At 34.4% G+C, this 17623-nt stretch carries 11 protein-coding genes; 2 read left to right on the top strand and 9 right to left on the bottom strand.

Features of this window, described 5'->3' with window-relative positions; translation table 11 throughout:
- Window positions 1-84: 84 nt before the first annotated feature.
- Window positions 85-1428, bottom strand: coding sequence for an MptA/MptB family glycosyltransferase (locus tag MMU07_RS17675; RefSeq protein WP_472843681.1), 1344 nt, complete (start codon window positions 1426-1428; stop codon window positions 85-87).
- Between the two features lie 1219 nt (window positions 1429-2647).
- Here MMU07_RS17675 and MMU07_RS17680 point away from each other — a divergent pair.
- Window positions 2648-4042 carry an exopolysaccharide biosynthesis polyprenyl glycosylphosphotransferase gene (locus MMU07_RS17680; RefSeq protein WP_241127876.1) on the top strand — a complete coding sequence of 465 codons (1395 nt, stop codon included), beginning with the start codon at window positions 2648-2650 and terminating at the stop codon, window positions 4040-4042.
- A gap of 560 nt (window positions 4043-4602) precedes the next feature.
- On the opposite strand, the gene MMU07_RS17685 is transcribed toward MMU07_RS17680, so the two are convergent.
- From MMU07_RS17685 to MMU07_RS17715, 7 genes are all read right to left on the bottom strand, one after another.
- Entirely contained in the window at window positions 4603-5811 is a 1209-nt protein-coding gene (locus MMU07_RS17685; RefSeq protein WP_241127878.1) for an ATP-grasp domain-containing protein, read from the bottom strand.
- Between the two features lie 108 nt (window positions 5812-5919).
- Window positions 5920-7605, bottom strand: coding sequence for a GNAT family N-acetyltransferase (locus MMU07_RS17690; protein ID WP_241127881.1), 1686 nt, complete (start codon window positions 7603-7605; stop codon window positions 5920-5922).
- 408 nt (window positions 7606-8013) lie between these two features.
- A complete protein-coding gene (locus MMU07_RS17695; RefSeq protein ID WP_241127883.1) occupies window positions 8014-8862 on the bottom strand; it encodes a polysaccharide deacetylase family protein in 849 nt (282 codons plus the stop codon).
- Between the two features lie 263 nt (window positions 8863-9125).
- Window positions 9126-10634 carry a GNAT family N-acetyltransferase gene (locus MMU07_RS17700; protein ID WP_241127885.1) on the bottom strand — a complete coding sequence of 503 codons (1509 nt, stop codon included), beginning with the start codon at window positions 10632-10634 and terminating at the stop codon, window positions 9126-9128.
- A 240-nt stretch (window positions 10635-10874) separates the two neighbouring features.
- Window positions 10875-11987: a glycosyltransferase gene (locus tag MMU07_RS17705; protein ID WP_241127888.1), complete on the bottom strand. Its 1113-nt coding sequence runs from the start codon at window positions 11985-11987 to the stop codon at window positions 10875-10877.
- A gap of 98 nt (window positions 11988-12085) precedes the next feature.
- Window positions 12086-13003, bottom strand: a complete 918-nt coding sequence (locus MMU07_RS17710; RefSeq protein ID WP_241124649.1) for an IS1595 family transposase — start codon at window positions 13001-13003, stop codon at window positions 12086-12088.
- Window positions 13004-13690: 687 nt separating this feature from the next.
- Window positions 13691-14734 carry a DUF354 domain-containing protein gene (locus MMU07_RS17715; protein WP_241127890.1) on the bottom strand — a complete coding sequence of 348 codons (1044 nt, stop codon included), beginning with the start codon at window positions 14732-14734 and terminating at the stop codon, window positions 13691-13693.
- Window positions 14735-15324: 590 nt separating this feature from the next.
- Between MMU07_RS17715 and MMU07_RS17720 the strand changes: the two genes are divergently transcribed.
- Window positions 15325-16395, top strand: a complete 1071-nt coding sequence (locus MMU07_RS17720) for a glycosyltransferase (RefSeq protein WP_241127892.1) — start codon at window positions 15325-15327, stop codon at window positions 16393-16395.
- A 64-nt stretch (window positions 16396-16459) separates the two neighbouring features.
- Here MMU07_RS17720 and MMU07_RS17725 read toward each other — a convergent pair whose 3' ends face one another.
- Complete coding sequence (locus tag MMU07_RS17725) at window positions 16460-17395, bottom strand: UDP-glucuronic acid decarboxylase family protein (protein ID WP_241127897.1); 936 nt, start codon at window positions 17393-17395, stop codon at window positions 16460-16462.
- Window positions 17396-17623: the final 228 nt, after the last annotated feature.

Genomic DNA, 17623 nt, shown 5'->3' on the forward strand with positions numbered 1-17623 from the left:
AAAAACCAACAACATCTTCCTTTAAAAGATTAAAAATCAAGGGGAAACATAGTTTTCTAAGAAAGACGCTTTGAAATATAATTTTTACTCCATTTTAATTTTATGTGACAAAGCTCCAAAATATATTTCTTTTGAAATAAACATAAATAATATCCCATATTCTACGAGCAGGAAAGCGATGCATTCTTCGAAGTCTTTATTGGAATAGGTATAATAAGATAAAAAAACCAATCCTGTCCAGACCAAAAAAACATTGCTCCTAGTGAGAATGCTAACACCAAATGCAGGAATGATATACCAAGGGTGGACCACATTTTGGAAAAGTAGGTAAATGAGGTACACAAACACTATTCCTAAGGCAAATTTCTCAAAACTCTCTACTTTAAACCTTAGACTGAAAAAAACGATGGAGATTAATGCTAGTAAACTAAGGGCAGGTCCGACGTAGGCAATGGGATTGTAATCTATGAAAAATCCCGAAAGCCAGATTATCATATAATATACCGAGGCATTGAATTCAAAACTGCTTTGAAAAAGCCGAAAACTTTGCCAGAATTTTTGAAATCCATCTGAAAAATATAGAGGAAATAAAAAGAGTGTTATGGCTGTGCAAGACAAAAACAAAAATAGAATTGCTTTATCTTTTTTCCATGCCCTGAGCAATAATGGTCCGAGCATCAAAGGTGTCAATTTAATTCCTATGGCAAATGACCAACCTAAACTAGCCAATCCCGTCTCATTTTTGATCCAGAAATAAAGTAAAGATAAAATCCCTGTCAGTACCAAACCTTCAAAATGTAGATTCCCGGTAAGTTCAATTACCACTAGAGGGTTAAAAGCATAGAGCCATAACTTTGAAATAGGCTGTCCCCATAATTTAAGTATTCTATATAACAAGTACATATTCAAAAAGTCAAAAAAGATAATGCATACCCGAAGGACAAGAATATTGTTCAGTAATTTTTCACCGCTGAGGGACGCGACATAGAAGAAGAATTGATGTAAGGGAGGGTATATAGAAAAGTAATTGGGGGAATTCATTTTTTCAAAAAGAAAATGCATGTAGGAATCAGAAGGGTTTTTTAATATTGTCAAGGTTTCAGAAGGATACATTAAATAAGGGTTTATACCCAAACCAATTAAATGCCCATCAAAAATGTACCTGTAAAAATCATCAGAAAGGGCAGGGACCGAAAGGATTAAAACCAACCTCAAAGCAAATGCAAGAATTACTCCTTTTCTAAAGGAAAAATTCATTCCCTTACTTTCTGAATAAATAATCCAATAAGCTAAAAAACATAAGCCAAATAAGGCAAGAGTTAACCAGAATTCTTCTCTGGGTATTAAATATCCCAAAAAGAAAATTATAATGAAATATGAAGAAAATGAAATAAGGAATTTCAATAGAATTGGATTTTGAATATTCAATGAAGTCCAGGTAAAGTTATCATTCTCCGTAAAATACACAATGAACCTGTGGGCCTTATTGAAGATGGCTTTTACACCGATATCCCCAAAAATCCTGTTTGGATTTGGTTAATTATCTGTGGGATATAGAACCTATTTTCAACCTAATGAATGAATGCTTTCTTCACGAATATAGATAAGACGGACGGTTAAAAATTCCAAAATGCATTTTTAGATGACAAGCCAATTAAAATCAACGAGGAAAGTCAATTAAATTGAACTGTTATTCCTGTTTTACAGGATTTAATGGGATCGGGTAAAATTTTTGTCGCTTTAGGAAGTTATTTCTGAAGTACCAGGTATACTAAATCTAATTCAGCGCCCAATTAATGAAATTTTCAGAATCCTATATTTCATTTTAAAGAACCGAAATATTCATTAATCTGATTATCCGCATTCTTGCCTCTATTTCTTTTAGACAAAACGGCCTCGACTTCGCTCGGCCACCGGATCTGCTGCTATTGTGAGGAGGTGGAAGTAAATGTGGCTGCACCGAATTTCCTTCCACCTCCTTTAGAAATAAAACTTACGGACACCGATCGGCGGTTGGTGAGCCTGTCGAACCAAGTCTAAGTGAATTGAAACAAAATTTTCCTAGTGGCAGAATTGCGGATTTACATATTCATTAATCTTTTTTGTGAGCTTCACCCTATTCATCTCAAAAATATGGAATTGTAAACTTATGGTCTTAAATATTCATAAACAGGGTCATTATCTTTTTATCAAAATCTTTGAAATACCCGAAAAATTAAAAATCACATTTCAGGTAATTATTACATAATTCAAGTATCAAAAAAATGTAACTAATTATGGAAATATTAAATTTTATTACATTTTCACCTACCAAATTCAAAATTTTAAAAAACATTATAAATTTTTTTTCGAATCATTTAAAATCTTAAGCTTCAAAAAATATTTTTTCAATGCATTTTTTTGCTTTTCGAATAATTTTTTATGCATTTTGTTTTTTTTTTAATTTTATGGTTCTATATTTGGCTCATCATATAAAAAAATTAACCTGAGGGACATATTTATTTAAAAGGTTATTTGCGGAATTGAAATACAATTTTGTGTATATTTGTTGCCGTTCTAAAGCCTAAAATAACATTACAACACTCTGTTAATTATTTAAAATAGTAAACCGCTCGATATCTATCTTATAATTAAATTTTTAAAGGCTATGACAAATCATCAAAAATCAAACATCCCCATTCTTGTCTTTTGGGACATAATCAGCTTGACAGTCGCGTTCTTTGTTTCCTTGTACTTTTACAGAATAAATGACCTGACCTTCCAGAAAATGGAGCTTGTCTTTTTGCTTGGGTTAATTTCACTATGGCTCATTATTGGTTATTCAAACAAGCTTTATGTGGATTGGGCCGGAAATTCTTTTATGAAATCAAGAATAAGTAAGTACCTCAAAACTTATTTCATACTGGCAGGCATAATCGGAATCTTATATTTGGTATTTTCATTTCCAAAAGACGTAAGGAATTTATTGATCGCTATATTGGCAGGAATCCCTTCATTAGGGATCATAACCAATTCTTTGGTCATAAGGCTTTCAGCCCCTATCAAAGAACGAAGAACCAAAATGAGTACCACCCTAATTGCGGGCTCAGGTCAGTTGGCAAATAAGGTTGCGGGATTTTTAGAATCAAGCTCTTATGCGAGGTTTGCCGTTCAGGGTTTTATTGATTGCAGTCCGGAAGTATCCAAAAACTCAAAAAATGGGAGGGTAGTCGCCACTTTAGACAGCTTGAAGGAATACCTGAAATATAACTTTGCAGATGAAATCATCATTGCTTTGCCATACAGTGAGCTTGATAAAATAAAATCAATCATTGAAATCGCAGATTATCATGGTACAAGGATTCGATTTGTACCGGATTATCAAGGGATTTTTGGTGAAAACTTCAAGACTTATCAATTTGGCGATCTTCAATTGGTAAATATCCGTCAGTTACCTTTGGACAATTGGTTTCCAAACCTCTTGAAAAACATATTTGATATTATATTTGCTTCCACTGTATTGCTTTTCCTTTCCCCCATATTCGTTCTTATCGGATTATTAATCAAACTTGATTCCCCGGGAGCAGTATTCTACACTCCGGTGAGGATAGGGAAAGGCGGTAAGCCATTCAAAGTTTACAAATTCAGGTCCATGAAGAGCAACGACAGTGTTGTTGGCGGTACACAATCTACTGTAAAAGATGACCCTAGAATAACCAAAATCGGTAAATTCCTTAGAAAGTACAGTCTTGATGAGTTGCCACAGTTCATCAATGTCCTGACAGGTGAGATGAGTGTGGTGGGGCCACGTCCCCACAGAACATTTTTGAATCAGGTAATGCAGGAAACCGAAGACAAATACATGGTCAGACATTACTACAAGCCAGGAATTACAGGTTGGGCACAAGTAAATGGATGGAGAGGCCCTATGGAAACTGAAGAACAAAAGAAACAAAGAACTTCCCATGACCTAGAATATCTGAAGAAATGGACTTTATTTTTGGATATCAAAATTATTTGGCTGACAGTTTTTGGAAAAAAGACACACGAAGAGGCTTTCTAATGCACTAAGCGCATACAAAAATTACCAAAGGTTATCTAGTAATAGGTAACCTTTTTGGTTTTGAAGATTTTCGAACAAACTATGATGAGTATTCGCGTGAAAGCACCTATAGAGATAAATTATAAAGATTTTTTGCGGCTCAAAGAAATCGGTTAATCAATTTTACAGCTATTTTTTTCTTAGCCAAAAGCCGAGATGACCTACAATACAAATATTAAAGCCATCCATTTAATCAATTATCTTAGCCCAGGGCCTGTACAGGTTCGTCGTCATCCCTCCCCATCTCGAACATATGGAGTCCAGTTTTAAATAAGAAGATTCCGAAATCTGTCGGTGACCTGCAAAAATGCGGATACACGTGTATATAATTGGGATTTTATAAAAAAAAATATGGTTCTATGCTACTTTGCCAGTAACCCTATATTCTTATACAATCGGGACGGAATTCCGCTATCGGAACGAAGTCGGAAGACCGATTAAGCGTGAATTTAAGTCCATAGCGCAGAATTTAAATAGATATCAAATCTACTTGCATCATTGCGTACATACATAAAGAATAATTAACTATATTTTTTATTTTTCCATAAAAGTACCTGAATTTTACCGACAATATTATCCTTAGTCTTTATATAATAACCATAAATAAATGGTACTGGATCATACAACCTATATTTTAAAGGACTATTATTCCAAATAAATCTAGTTTTAAAGATAAACGCGAGATTTTTCTTACAGAGAATTTTAAGGCCTCTAAGATTAACATAAGGTATGTGTTGATAAACTTGGGGTTCAATTTTTTGCTTCATTGTCATGAGAATCAAGAGATGGGGATAATTTATTCCTGCCAAAAGGGCAGCAGTCAAAGTACCCCAAAACCGAGGATTAATCTCCACAATATTAAACACATCATTTTCCTCATCATATAGCAAATCTAAATCCGCAATCCCACTCCAATTGAGTGATTTCATCAGTTTTTTAACATTCTGATACAATTTTTCATTGTAAATAAAATCCAGTCCTATTTGAAAAGAATAAGGCTTCGCAGGGTCCCATAAGTTACCTTTCTGAATGGTATAAGCTAAAATTTCTCCATTATGACAGAGCAAATTGCATCCGTAATCTTCTCCTTTGATATACTCTTGTAATATGTAAGCTTCATTCAGCCCATTTATCTTAAAGTACGTGGCTAATGATTCATAATCCTTAAACTTGACAATTCCTTTGCCTCCTCCAGATTTCAGAGGTTTGGCCAAAACAGGAAATCTTAGCATAAAACTATCCTTGTCTTCAAGGAGATTTAAGGACATAGGGACTGTTTTTGGTCCAGGAATACCAAAACGATTTAAATGATCTGCCAATAAAGCCTTACTACTAGCAATTGCAAAATCATGCCTCGAGGGCAATGGAACCAATTTTTCAGGATGTTGCAACAGGTTTTTGTTTTCAAGAATAGCTTTGATACCTATTTCCCAAATTGGCATTATTACATCTATTGCATGGTTCTCTGTTATTTTATTTATGTTAGCTATCCAGTCTAAGTCATTATTGGTCTCGGGGAAATCAAAAAATCGATATACGTATTTCGAATAACGAAAAGTCCCTATTGGGAAAACCTTTTTCCTAGACATGACATAAAGTCGAATGTTTTTTATTTGAGAAACACAGTTTAAGATGTTGTCTAAAATAACAAAATCCCCTTCCCCATCAGGAATCAGGACAGAATAGGTTTTATTTGGCACTTCCATTCCGAAATTTCTTAACTTAGGCAATATTGTTTGCTAAAAATAGGATAATTATTTGTGATCAACCTTATCAATGCGGCAATTTTAAATAAGCTTTTAGGCCTATACTATCCCATCTGAGGATGGTGAAAAAAATCAATTCTTATCCAATATCCACGTACTTAAACTAAAAATTCTTTGAACCAACTCTTTTTGGTCCTTTGCCAACTCAAGTGTAAAACCTGAGAAAGGCACTTGTTGGGATTTGGTATTTGCAATTATTTTACCTACGCAATTTATCACCAGACTTTCTTTTCCAATAACATAATAAGAACAAGACAAGCGGAGAGGCATTTGATCTGGTTGTTCTTGGCTTTTTGCCACATTCCCTTTAATGGAGGTTGCAGGAATACACCAACAAATTCCGTTTAGAACATTATCACTTACAATCGTAAACATCTCCTGACCATTTTCAATCCGGGCCAAGCAGTCTTGGAAAAGCTCCATTCTTGAAATTATGGATCCATTATTCTCCCATAAAAAAAGGTCAGAAATCTTGTTTTTAGAAATTTCGCCCGTGTTGAAATCTGGTTTAGAATCTTGAATAACTTCAATCGAACCGGATTCTTTCTTCCAAGAAAAATAAAGCTGTTTGGTTTGGTTTTTTACCAAATTGATTCTGTCTTTTTTTAAAAATTTTAAACAAGTACGGACCCAAAAAGAAATATTATTCTTCAATTGTTGTATCAATACATTAGGATCGGACAAATCCATTTCTAAAATTTTCTTCCCTTGGAGTTTTGACTTAAGAAACGCCTTTATCTTTAGCTTGTTTTTCTTAACAAGGATATAGAACCTTGGACCATACCAAAATTCATAGGCCAAATCATGCCTATTGGCCAACAAACTTTTGTATCCCTCGGCACCACCTGGAGTCAAATCAAAAAAGGGAATATTGGAATCAGCCAATTCGACCCCAAGCATTAAAAAATGAAGGATGCCGGGAGAATGCTTAGAATGAAATGGTGAATGAGAATTGATCCCCTGAAGGTGAACCATACCTTTACTCATGATTCCGGCATTTGCAGCGATAGTAAATTCACCTACACGCAGGATACTAACATGCAATAATCCCATCCGGAATAAGCTTAGTAAAAATTCCTTTCTTTTTGGTTCATCATGGAAAGATGAATTGTTATATAAAGCAGCTTTTCTAAAATCACTCTGCAACGCCATACCTTCTATAGCCGAATTGAAATCATCAAAATCAGTGAGGTGAACAAACTCGAACTCCCCCAGTCTTTTGAGTCTGTTGATTTTTTCTTTTCTGTTTTTTTTCTTGAGTTCTTGTTGCAACCAATCCTTGTCAGCCTCCATCATTGGCCTTTGATAGGCCTTCCAGACACTGCGAGGTGCCAAATAACTGTCTTTACCTACTAATTCAATTTGTTTGGTATCAGGAATGTATTTTAGGTACAAAATTCCCTTTGGAAAGGTTTTGTTAAACAGGCTTAATGCAGCCTTGATAAACTTTTCGTTGTCTTCTGGGAAGGCTAGCCAAACTTGGTATTCAGCTAAATCAATGCCCGGGGCGGTAAATTCACCCTTAAACTCCACAAGTGGCAACAACCCCGTAAGTGAGGCGCCATCCCAATCAGTAATGAAATAGGGTGTATAATTTTGAAAATGATATAACCAAGAAGTAACAAAATCTCTGCTTTGGAAAACTGTAGCCCAAGGACAGGATTCAAAAAGTTTGTCCCAAGATTCAGAAAATTGTGGGTTATCAAATAATGATGTCGCTCTATTTCCCCGAAGAACAGCGATTTTATTTTCTAACATCTATTTTAAAAATTAAGAGAGATCCCATTTATTAGTCCTGTTCTATTTTGCTCTTTTAGATAATACAAACATCCAATAGAATTGAAGCCTTTAAAAAAAACAGTTGAGTTCAATTAATTCGCTGATTTTAGTGCTTTTAAGATAGTTTAATGGGATAATCATAATAGGCTGCGTGCCCATACTAACATTTGTCTTTTTCAATTTTAATGAATCTTGGAAATAGTACCATATGAACTAGACGGGCTAAACTTCAATGGCTTTACTTTTTAAAACTGTGCAAGCAGCGGTCTTTAATGCAATTTAGTAAAATCAATTTGAAATCAATCGATTATTCCCGATAAGACTATCTTTTATAACCTTTGGAAATCTAATGATAAAAGACATCATTTACACAATGATTAAACAAGATTATTTTACCCTAAAATCAGGCTCTTGCCTTCCTTTTAAAATTCTTCTAAGTCTATCCCAATAATCACCTAATACAAGTTTAGTCAAGACAAAAATTGGACCTCCCTTTGTAATTCCCCTACGTGGGACACTTAAAGGATGATCCTGGTTAGAAAAGTTTTTGCTTTGTGTAGAGAATGCAAGTCTTATATTACACTCCTCCAATATACGCATCTCCCTTTCGCCAAAATCTATTCCAGGAAATCCATTTGGGTAAGCAAAAAATTTAACTTTTGATTTCAACAAATTTTCAAGTTCAATCACCGACCGTAAAACTTCATCTTTGACAGTTTCGTAGGATTCATTCCTGAGAATCGGGTGATTGATTGTATGAGCGCCAATAGCTACAAGTCCTGACTCATGTAATTCCAATAACTGATTGACGTCAAGGCATCTTCTAGGCTTGTCTTTGATTTTGTTTTCCTTTTTAAAACCATCTATCAAGGTTTGAATCTCTTTTAATGACAAGGATTTAATCAGACCAAAAACCTGATGTTTATTTATAAATACGTGGTTGGTTTGGTAAAGTAAATTATAATATTTCAGGAACAATTCTAGGTCATAGCCCATTATTTCCTGAAACCAAAAATTTTTACCTGAGATTACAGCAGTTGGAGAAACATAGATGGAAATTGGGATCTTATATTTCTTTACCAAAGGAAATAGATGCGTGTATACACTAATATCACCATCATCAACTGTTATATGGCAGGCATTTTTGAGCTCTAAACCATTGAAATAATAATTTTCCAACTGTTCGACACTCACCATTGTATAATGACGAGTTAACATTTTCAGGATATCCTCCATCCATTCTGTGTTTTGAATGACATGGAAATTGATTACGGTATTGGGCAATTTCATAATCTTTGATTGGGTTGACAAAAAAGATGAAAAACTTTTGAATAAAAAAGACAACTAACCCTCAAATCTAAAATAATTTTTATTATTCCTAAAAAATTATTTATTCAATTGACAATTTCAGTCAAAAACTGAAAATTGATCCTTTAAAGGGTGAACAGGAGCAAAATAATTATTCTCAAACCAACTAACCAACTTTAACTTGAACCAAATTAAAAGTTAGGGGACAGGAAAATTTTTGTTATCTTTTTTTCTAAATTCTTTATAGTGAGGTCTTGACTTGTTAATTCCCCATCCTTGTACCAAATACAAACTTGTAGTTTACCTTTCACTATATGGGATATAAATTTTTCATTTTCTTCCAATCTTTTAAGCGCATCATCCAAAAACTCCCACCGGCTTACATCAAAAGTCTTATCATCTACTAATAATAAGGCATCTAGAGCCTCATTGTTAAAATCAATACAGGAATCTTCTGTTTTTGCTGACAAAGAATCTAACCTTGAAAGAAGGTCACCTGTTTTTCTTTTTTTGAATTTTTTGGGAAAAGCCCAAAAACGATTTATCCATTTAGATTTTGTTTTACTTAACAAAACCTCAAAATCATTGGGTCTTATTCCTCTATTCAATAGAATTTTTCTAAACCAACCTCTCAATTTCCTTTTGATGATTTGGAATTGGTTTCTACTAATTAAAAGTTCATAAATTTCTTCTTGCCTGTTTGAAAAACGGTCTTTGTACGCATCATATCCCGGAGATAATTTCAAATGATGATAGGATTCTTCCTTTAATAATTGAGAAACCAAATATAAATGAACCAAGCCGGGGGATAATTTGGCATGGCGCGGAGAATAGGTGATCAATCCTGCCAAATGCGCAGTCTTTCCAAAATCATTTATGATCATGACGGCACCTATCAAAACCTCGTCCAACCATAGTCCGGTAACGTGTAAGGTGTCATTTTTGAGCCATTCCAAAAACACTTTCCAATCTTGAATTCCGGAAGAAAATGGGATTTTGTTGAAAGCAGCACCTTGTCGAATGCTGTAATATTGGGCGATTTGAGGGAAAATCTTCTCCAAAACCCTGAAATCCGTTATCTTCTCAAACTTTACATTTCCTGCACGGTTGAGCCGGTTTATTTTTGATTTGAAATGTCTTTTTCCAAATATTTTTTCATAGCCCTCTACTTTGAAATCTAAAACAGGATTTTGGAATTTCTCTAAAACTGTCATTCTCCTGAACTTGGGGAAATTTTCCATAGCTTGGAATATTTCTATGTCCGGCAAACATTTCAAATTGATAATACAACCAGGCATTTTTTTTAATAGGGACTGAATACCCAAATTCCAAAAATCCAGCCTATATTCATCCAAAACGTTCCAGTTTTGGTAAAGGGCAAAAAAATTACCCGCCCCTACCAGCTTATTACAGTAACTTCCTCTAAATGCATGGATTTCTCTTGCCAAAGTAAGCATTCCTACCAATCGGTCTCCCGCATAAGCCACCACAATTACCGGATAAAATTTTTGTAAATTCTCCTTATACCAAGGTAAAATAAAGGAAGAGTCTTGAAAAACACTCGGCCTACCACATTCTCGAAGTAAAGTTGCTAATTGATGGGATAAAGCTTCATGCTGAAGGAGACTTATAGCTGACTCACCTTCTGAAATAATAACTGAAATTTTTTTTGAATATGTTTCTAAAACCACTTTATCCATTTTGGGCAAATTAATTTAAAAATAAATATGCAACATGTTAATCAACGAAGAATATTTAATTAAGGTTAGCATCAAAATTACTTCTATCCAATACTAAAAAGCCAAAAATTTCATTAATCCAATGAGACCAAGCCGGAGGTTTATTATAACATTACTTATCTGATGAAGTCAGAAGATATAATTAAAATTTAATTGGTTTTGGGTGAAAGCGAATCACAGCAAATATAGAAATAAAGCTTATCAAGACAAAGTTCGGTAAATATTTTCAAATTCTGTCCCCATTTTTTTCAGAGAAAAGTCTTGTAAGATTCTTTCTTTTGAATTTTCACCCATTTTTTTGAGAGTTTCGGGCTGACCTAGCAGGTTATGGATTTTAAGCGCTATTTCATCAGGAGATTCATCTTGAATCAAGTATCCGTTCCATTCATCTTTTACAATTTCTTTGGTTCCGCCTGCATCATTTGCAATTACCGGTTTCCCAAGAGCCATACATTCTATTATCGCATTAGAGATACCCTCTCCGTGTAATTCAGTATTTGAAAATAAGACACCAATATCACAAGCATTGACCAAAGCCTCCACTTCAGATGTACCGGGAATGGGTATCAAGTTAGGAAAGCCATGACATAAAGCAACAGCATTCTTGAAAAAAGGTTCATCATCCTCACAGTATCCGACTCCAAGAAAACTTGTATCATTTCTCAATTTTTGCAAGGCTTGACCTACCTTAAAAAACCTGTCATAATCTTTATTTTGGGAATAGCTCGCTACCATCACAATCACAAACTCGGTCGAAATTCCAAACTTATCCCGTATTTGTTTTTTATCCGGCAAATCAATAAACCTTTTGAAATTTAATCCATTATATATTACTGCTGATTTTGATTTAGGAGGATTATAGGCATCTATTCCCGCAAAAGAATTTGATAATATAATGTCCGAAAAATTAAAATTTAAACGAGAAATTAACCTTTCTGACCAAGAAAGTTTTGGTGGTGCACTTGTTATCTGACTGTTGATTAATTTGATGTTTTTCCCAAATAATTTGGACGGGATAGAAATAAAAGTGTACTTATTTCCCCAAGTATGGATAAAATCAGGATTAATTTTTCGTACAATTTTAGAAAATTCAAAAAAAGAACCTAGACTAAGTTTTTTTGAATTCAAGGATATCCATTCCACTTTTAATTTAAAAAAATTATCAAACATCACATCAGTCTGTTTGGTAACTAAATATAGAGAAAAATTTTCAGACTGATTAAGGTACGTCATCAATTCTAACAAACGCCTTTCTTTTCCTCCGGAACCTAATGTTCCGATAAAAAAAAGAATTTTAATTTTTTCTTTTTTCATTTTAGAGCCCAATGCAAACAAATTTTAAAATCATCATCAATATCTATTCCAAACTGAATAAAATTACAATGATTTAATATTAAATATGTGTATCCGCATCACTGCACGTAAGGATGAACAGCTGCAATAATCAATCGGTCAAATAGTCTTTCTCCAAAATATCTTCGGTTAAGCTTATAGACGAATTCATTGATGTAGTTCTGTAAATATTTATACGTGATCATGTGATGTATTCCCAATAGATTTCTTTTCAGGTTACTGATTCCCTTATGCACCCATTTTAGGGTTTCATTGACACTTACTTTATCTGAAACAACCATGTAATGTGTGTCAACAATATCTGCAATATCAACATAGGCTGTGTTTTTGTCGGTAAACAGGACGATATCTCCAGCGGCATTCTTCTTGATGAATTTGTTGACATGATCTGAATCTACTTTTCCTAGTACTTCCATTTTATAATATCCACATGCTCTGTCTTTCTTTCCTGTTCTGGGATCTTCAAGCGGGGTAGATTCGGCAGCCACTGCTACTTTTGCCTGCCTTTGGCTCCCTTTTCCTCGTTTAAGGTTCTGCTTTACCTGTTTTTTGGTTGCAACTTCTACAAAGCATTCATCAAACTCAATCATGTCATTTAAGATGTACAGCGAATCCCTTTTACCCATCATGGCACGAATCTTATGCATCAGTCTGAATGCAGTATCATATCTTGACAAGCTAACCTGCCTTTGGAATTCAAGACATGAAAAGCCTTTCTTACTAGCTGACATGAAGATAAAAGCCAACATCCAGGTGTGAAGAGATATCTTACTTTTTTCCATTACAGTTCCACTTTTTAAGGAGCTCCTCCTTCTGCATTGACTACATTCAAAGAATTTCCCACCACTGAACCAGTAATGCTTAGTAATGGATTTACAGGTTTTACAGTATATTCCCGCCTTTTCTCTGCTCTCTTTGATATAAACTTCGCAGCTTTCTTCATCTGGAAAGTATTGTAGAAATTGAAGTATTGTCATAATGTTTCCTATTTTTATACAAGAAACAACAGCAGATTTCAACCTACAACTAATTGACACGTATTGTCAAATTTTGTCACGTGCATTCAAGCGGATACACATAATATTAAATTAGGAAATTATTCAAAATACAAAATGTTATCAATTTTTAAAAGCGATATTCATTCGATTTAAATTGTCGATATTTTTTGATTATTCGATTTCACCCAAGTTGCCATCACAAAATCAAAACCACGGAAATACGCTTCTTTGCAAGTAACCCTATATTCTTCTTTAGTTGGTACGGAAAACCTAAATAGGAAGCCCCCGCCTGTCTTGGTGTAAGGTTGCATCGGAAAATTAAGTATGCAGACAAGAATTAAAATGGAAATCTTATCTATTGGAATCATTTCGGCCATACATATTTTTTAATCTGATTATCCGCATTCTTACCTCTATTTCTTTTAGACCAAACGGCCTCGACTTCGCTCGGCCACCGGATATGGTGCTATTGTTAGGAGGTTAAGGAAAATGTGGCCGCGCCGCATTTCCCTCAACCTCCTCTAGAAATAAAACTTACGGACACCGAGCAGCGGCTGGTGAGCCTGTCAAACCAAGGTGAATTGAAACAAAATTTTGCTAGGGCAGAATTTCGAACATACATACTTTTTAATTTAGAATTCAGTAAAAGTGAAGGAATAACAACAATTAATTATTGTTTTCAACCTCTTCAACTATCTTTATCATATATTCTGTAGTGTCAATTTTTTCCGAAAGTAATTTTTCTCTTTTAGTTTTGCTTTCACTTTCCAAATCAGGATTTTTTAAAATTTCTACTGCTTTATTGATAGCCTCTTCTTGGTCATTGATGCTTTCAGTGAAATTAAATACCAAACCGTATTTTTTTTCTTCCTCATCAGTATACCCCCTTCCATCATTGTCCATAAAAATAGCGTGGGTACCCAAAACTGCAGCCTCTGAAGCCATAGTCGCACTTTCTCCAAAGACCAAAGATGCATAGTGGATACAATCGTGCATTTTATTAACAGGAATCTTTATCCTAAAAGGTTCTAAATCTTCCGGTAAATTCCGTTCAGAAGATATAAAAACTTTAGCGTGTTCAGAAACTAATTTTACCGCTTTTCTCTTGTTATCCATACTCATCCCTTGATGACCAAAATCATGGGCTGCTTCCCAGGAGACAAATCTGAAAATAACAAATTTATCCTTTTTATCTACTCCCAAAAGATTTAAAACAGAAGGGTCTGGAATAAAATAGTTTGGATGTAAATAGGCAAAATCCATATAACTCTCAAAGCGAATTTGTTTCGGACCTAAATTCAAACGATAGCAAGAAGGGGTAAAAACCTTCGTAGCAAAGGGCACTGTTAATTTATGGTGCAATGCAGCATGTTCGGTATCGCTAAAGACAAAACTTTTTTTACCTAATATCTTTGCAACATGAGAAGGGTAAGGGTGTAAAAAATTCAAAAATAAATCCGGTTTGAACTTAATGGAAATTTTTAACAGCACCCAATCAGCATATAAAAGATATGCAAATTTACCTATTTTACCGTCTTTTCCCTTACCCCTACTCACAAACGGGATTCCGTGGTGTTCCAACAAAGCATGTTCAATTTCTTTATTCCTCGAAACCACCAAAATCTGATGACCTTTATCTGTCATGATTTTATAGAAGTTCCGAAAATAATGTACGTGCGCGGGGTGGTTTATATCAATTAAAATTCTCATTTCAGAATCTCTTTAGAAATCCCAAATCTGTGTTAAATTTTTGGAAGAATCCAGAACAAATACATAAATAATAGCCAATATGTAAAAAGGTTAATGATAAACATTTGACAAGACACTTTAAAAATTCAATAAACTAAATGACACTTAAAAAAAGATTCAAAGATCTGTTCTAGAAGACAATTTTTTGGATTTTTCGAGTATCTCAAATTTATTCCTCACAAAAGAAGAAAATTCAAAAATAACAACACGCAAGACCTCATAGACAAATTTTTTAAAACCCCATTAATAACACAGATTTGGGCTTTTTAATCTTGGACTTAGTATTCTTCTTCAGCCGTAAGGCTTGCCTGTAGTCAGGGAAGACAGTAGTAGGAATCCAGCTATCGGGATAATGTATGGTAAATTCAGCCTCAAGCCTAGAACGACATTGACTTATACTTTACCGGCATCTTTGCGTGCATAGGTACTAATTTTGGTATTTAGAATCAAATGAATAAATTTGAAATTAAAATTCCAGTGTCTTTTTCTAACAAATAGCATAATTACCCAAAAAAGTACTTTTCTCTTCGGAAAATCAGCATTTATTGGTTTTGGATAAATTATTTAACAAAGTCCAATTTTTTATCTTCCGCGGTAAAGTATATTCTTTAAAGAACAAAAATCAGAAACATCGCATCATGAAAGTTTTATTTGTATCAAGTGGAAATAGAAAACAAGGATTAAATCCAATTATTCACTTACAAGCTTTAAGCTTGGAAAAGGTTGGTGTAGAAATTGAACACTTTTTGATTTTTGGAAATGGCTTTTGGGGCTATTTCAAAAATGTTTTGCGTCTCAGGAAGCACCTTAATGAAAATCAGTTTGATTTAGTCCATGCCCATTTTGGGTTCAGTTGTGTGGTTGCTCAAATTGCCAAGGGAAAATCACCCCTGGTAGTGACCCTGATGGGTACAGATATGTTGGGGCATAAAAACGAGGATGGGACTATCTCTTTCAAAAATAGACTGGTCCTATGGATCAACCATTATTTTGGAAATCATCTTTATGAAAGCGCTATAGTTATGAATGAAAAGATGAAGGGGGTTTTATCAAAAAGAAAAAAACCAACTTACATTTTATCCAACGGGGTTGATACCGAACTGTTTTTTGAAGTTCCAAAAAGAGAAGCCTTAGAATTTCTGGGATGGGAATCAGGTGTCCATCATTTTATTTTTATATCTAATCCTCAAAGGCCTGAAAAAAACTTTGCACTGGCCAATGATGCAGTGGAATTTTTGAAGCGTGAAGGGTATCAGGTAAGATTACATGCTGTTTTTCAAGAGAAAAGTGAAAATCTTAAATACTATTATAGTGCAGCAACTGCTCTAGTCTTGTCTTCATTCCATGAAGGCTCTCCCAATGTGATTAAAGAAGCTTTCTGTTGTAATTGCCCAATTGTCTCTACGGATGTAGGAGATGTTGCCATTACCACTTCCGGATTGTCAGGTTGTTTTATAACTACTTACGAAGTTTCTGAATTTGCCGATTCATTGAAAAAGGCCATCAATTTTTCAACGGAATATGGGCGGATTTCGGGAAGACAAAGGATTCAAGAAATGGAGTTTGATTCCCAAACGGTAGCCTTAAAGATAAAAAAGATTTATCAAGATAAAATTGAATGATAGTTTTAATAGGTTAAAAAAAAAATCCTGCTTTTTTGAAGGCAGGATTTTTAGATTTTGGGAGTTAAGAAACAATTTTTTGAAAGTAATCGATGGTTTTTATCAATCCTTCCTCCAACTGCACTCTCGGTTCCCAGTCTAACTCTTTTTTGGCCAAATCAATAATTGGCTGTCTTTGCATTGGATCATCTTGAGGCAAGGGCAAAAACTTTAATTTGCTTTTACTTCCTGTAATTTCAAGAATTTTATGGGCTAATTCCAGCATGGTAAATTCCCCAGGATTTCCAATATTCACAGGGCCTGTAAATCCTTTTCTGGAATTCATCAGCCTGAACATTCCTTCTATGAGGTCATCTACATAACAAAAACTTCTGGTCTGCATGCCATCTCCAAAAATTGTAATGTCCTCCCCTTTTAAGGCTTGGACAATAAAATTACTTACTACCCTACCATCATTGGGATGCATCCTCGGACCATACGTATTGAATATCCGCATAACTTTGATATCCACCTTATGCTGTCGGTGGTAGTCAAAAAACAAAGTTTCAGCACATCGTTTGCCCTCATCATAGCAAGCCCGTATTCCTATGGTACTGACTGAACCTTTGTAGGATTCAGGTTGGGGATGGATTTCAGGATCGCCGTATACTTCTGAAGTACTGGCTTGAAGTATTTTAATTTTCAGTCTTTTTGCCAATCCTAACATGTTGATTGCCCCTATCACGCTAGTCTTGGTAGTCTGTACCGGGTCAAACTGATAGTGTACCGGACTGGCTGGACATGCTAGATTATAAATCTCATCAACCTCTACGAATAAAGGAAATGTGACATCATGCCTCAAAAACTCAAAATTTTTATTTTCTAAGAGGTGGTGAATATTGACTTTTCGACCGGTAAATAAATTGTCGACACAAAGAACTTCATTCCCTTCATGTAAAAGTTTTTCACATAAGTGAGATCCTAAAAACCCGGCACCGCCGGAAACTAATATTCTTTTCATGTATTTTCTCAGTTAAGGGTAAATAAAATAGAAATTTAAACAAAAATTAGCTTGACAGGAAATATTATCTTTGATTCAAAAATAATTTATCGTTAAATATAAATCTTTAATCTTCTTCAAAATTTATCTTTTATGTGTATCCGCTTCAATGCACGTATGGATGAACCGCAGCAATAATCATTCGGTCAAACAGGTTTTCTCCAAAATATCTTCGGTTTAACTTGTATA

It is taken from the genome of Cognataquiflexum nitidum, from assembly GCF_022538055.1.
Lineage (GTDB): Bacteria > Bacteroidota > Bacteroidia > Cytophagales > Cyclobacteriaceae > Cognataquiflexum > Cognataquiflexum nitidum.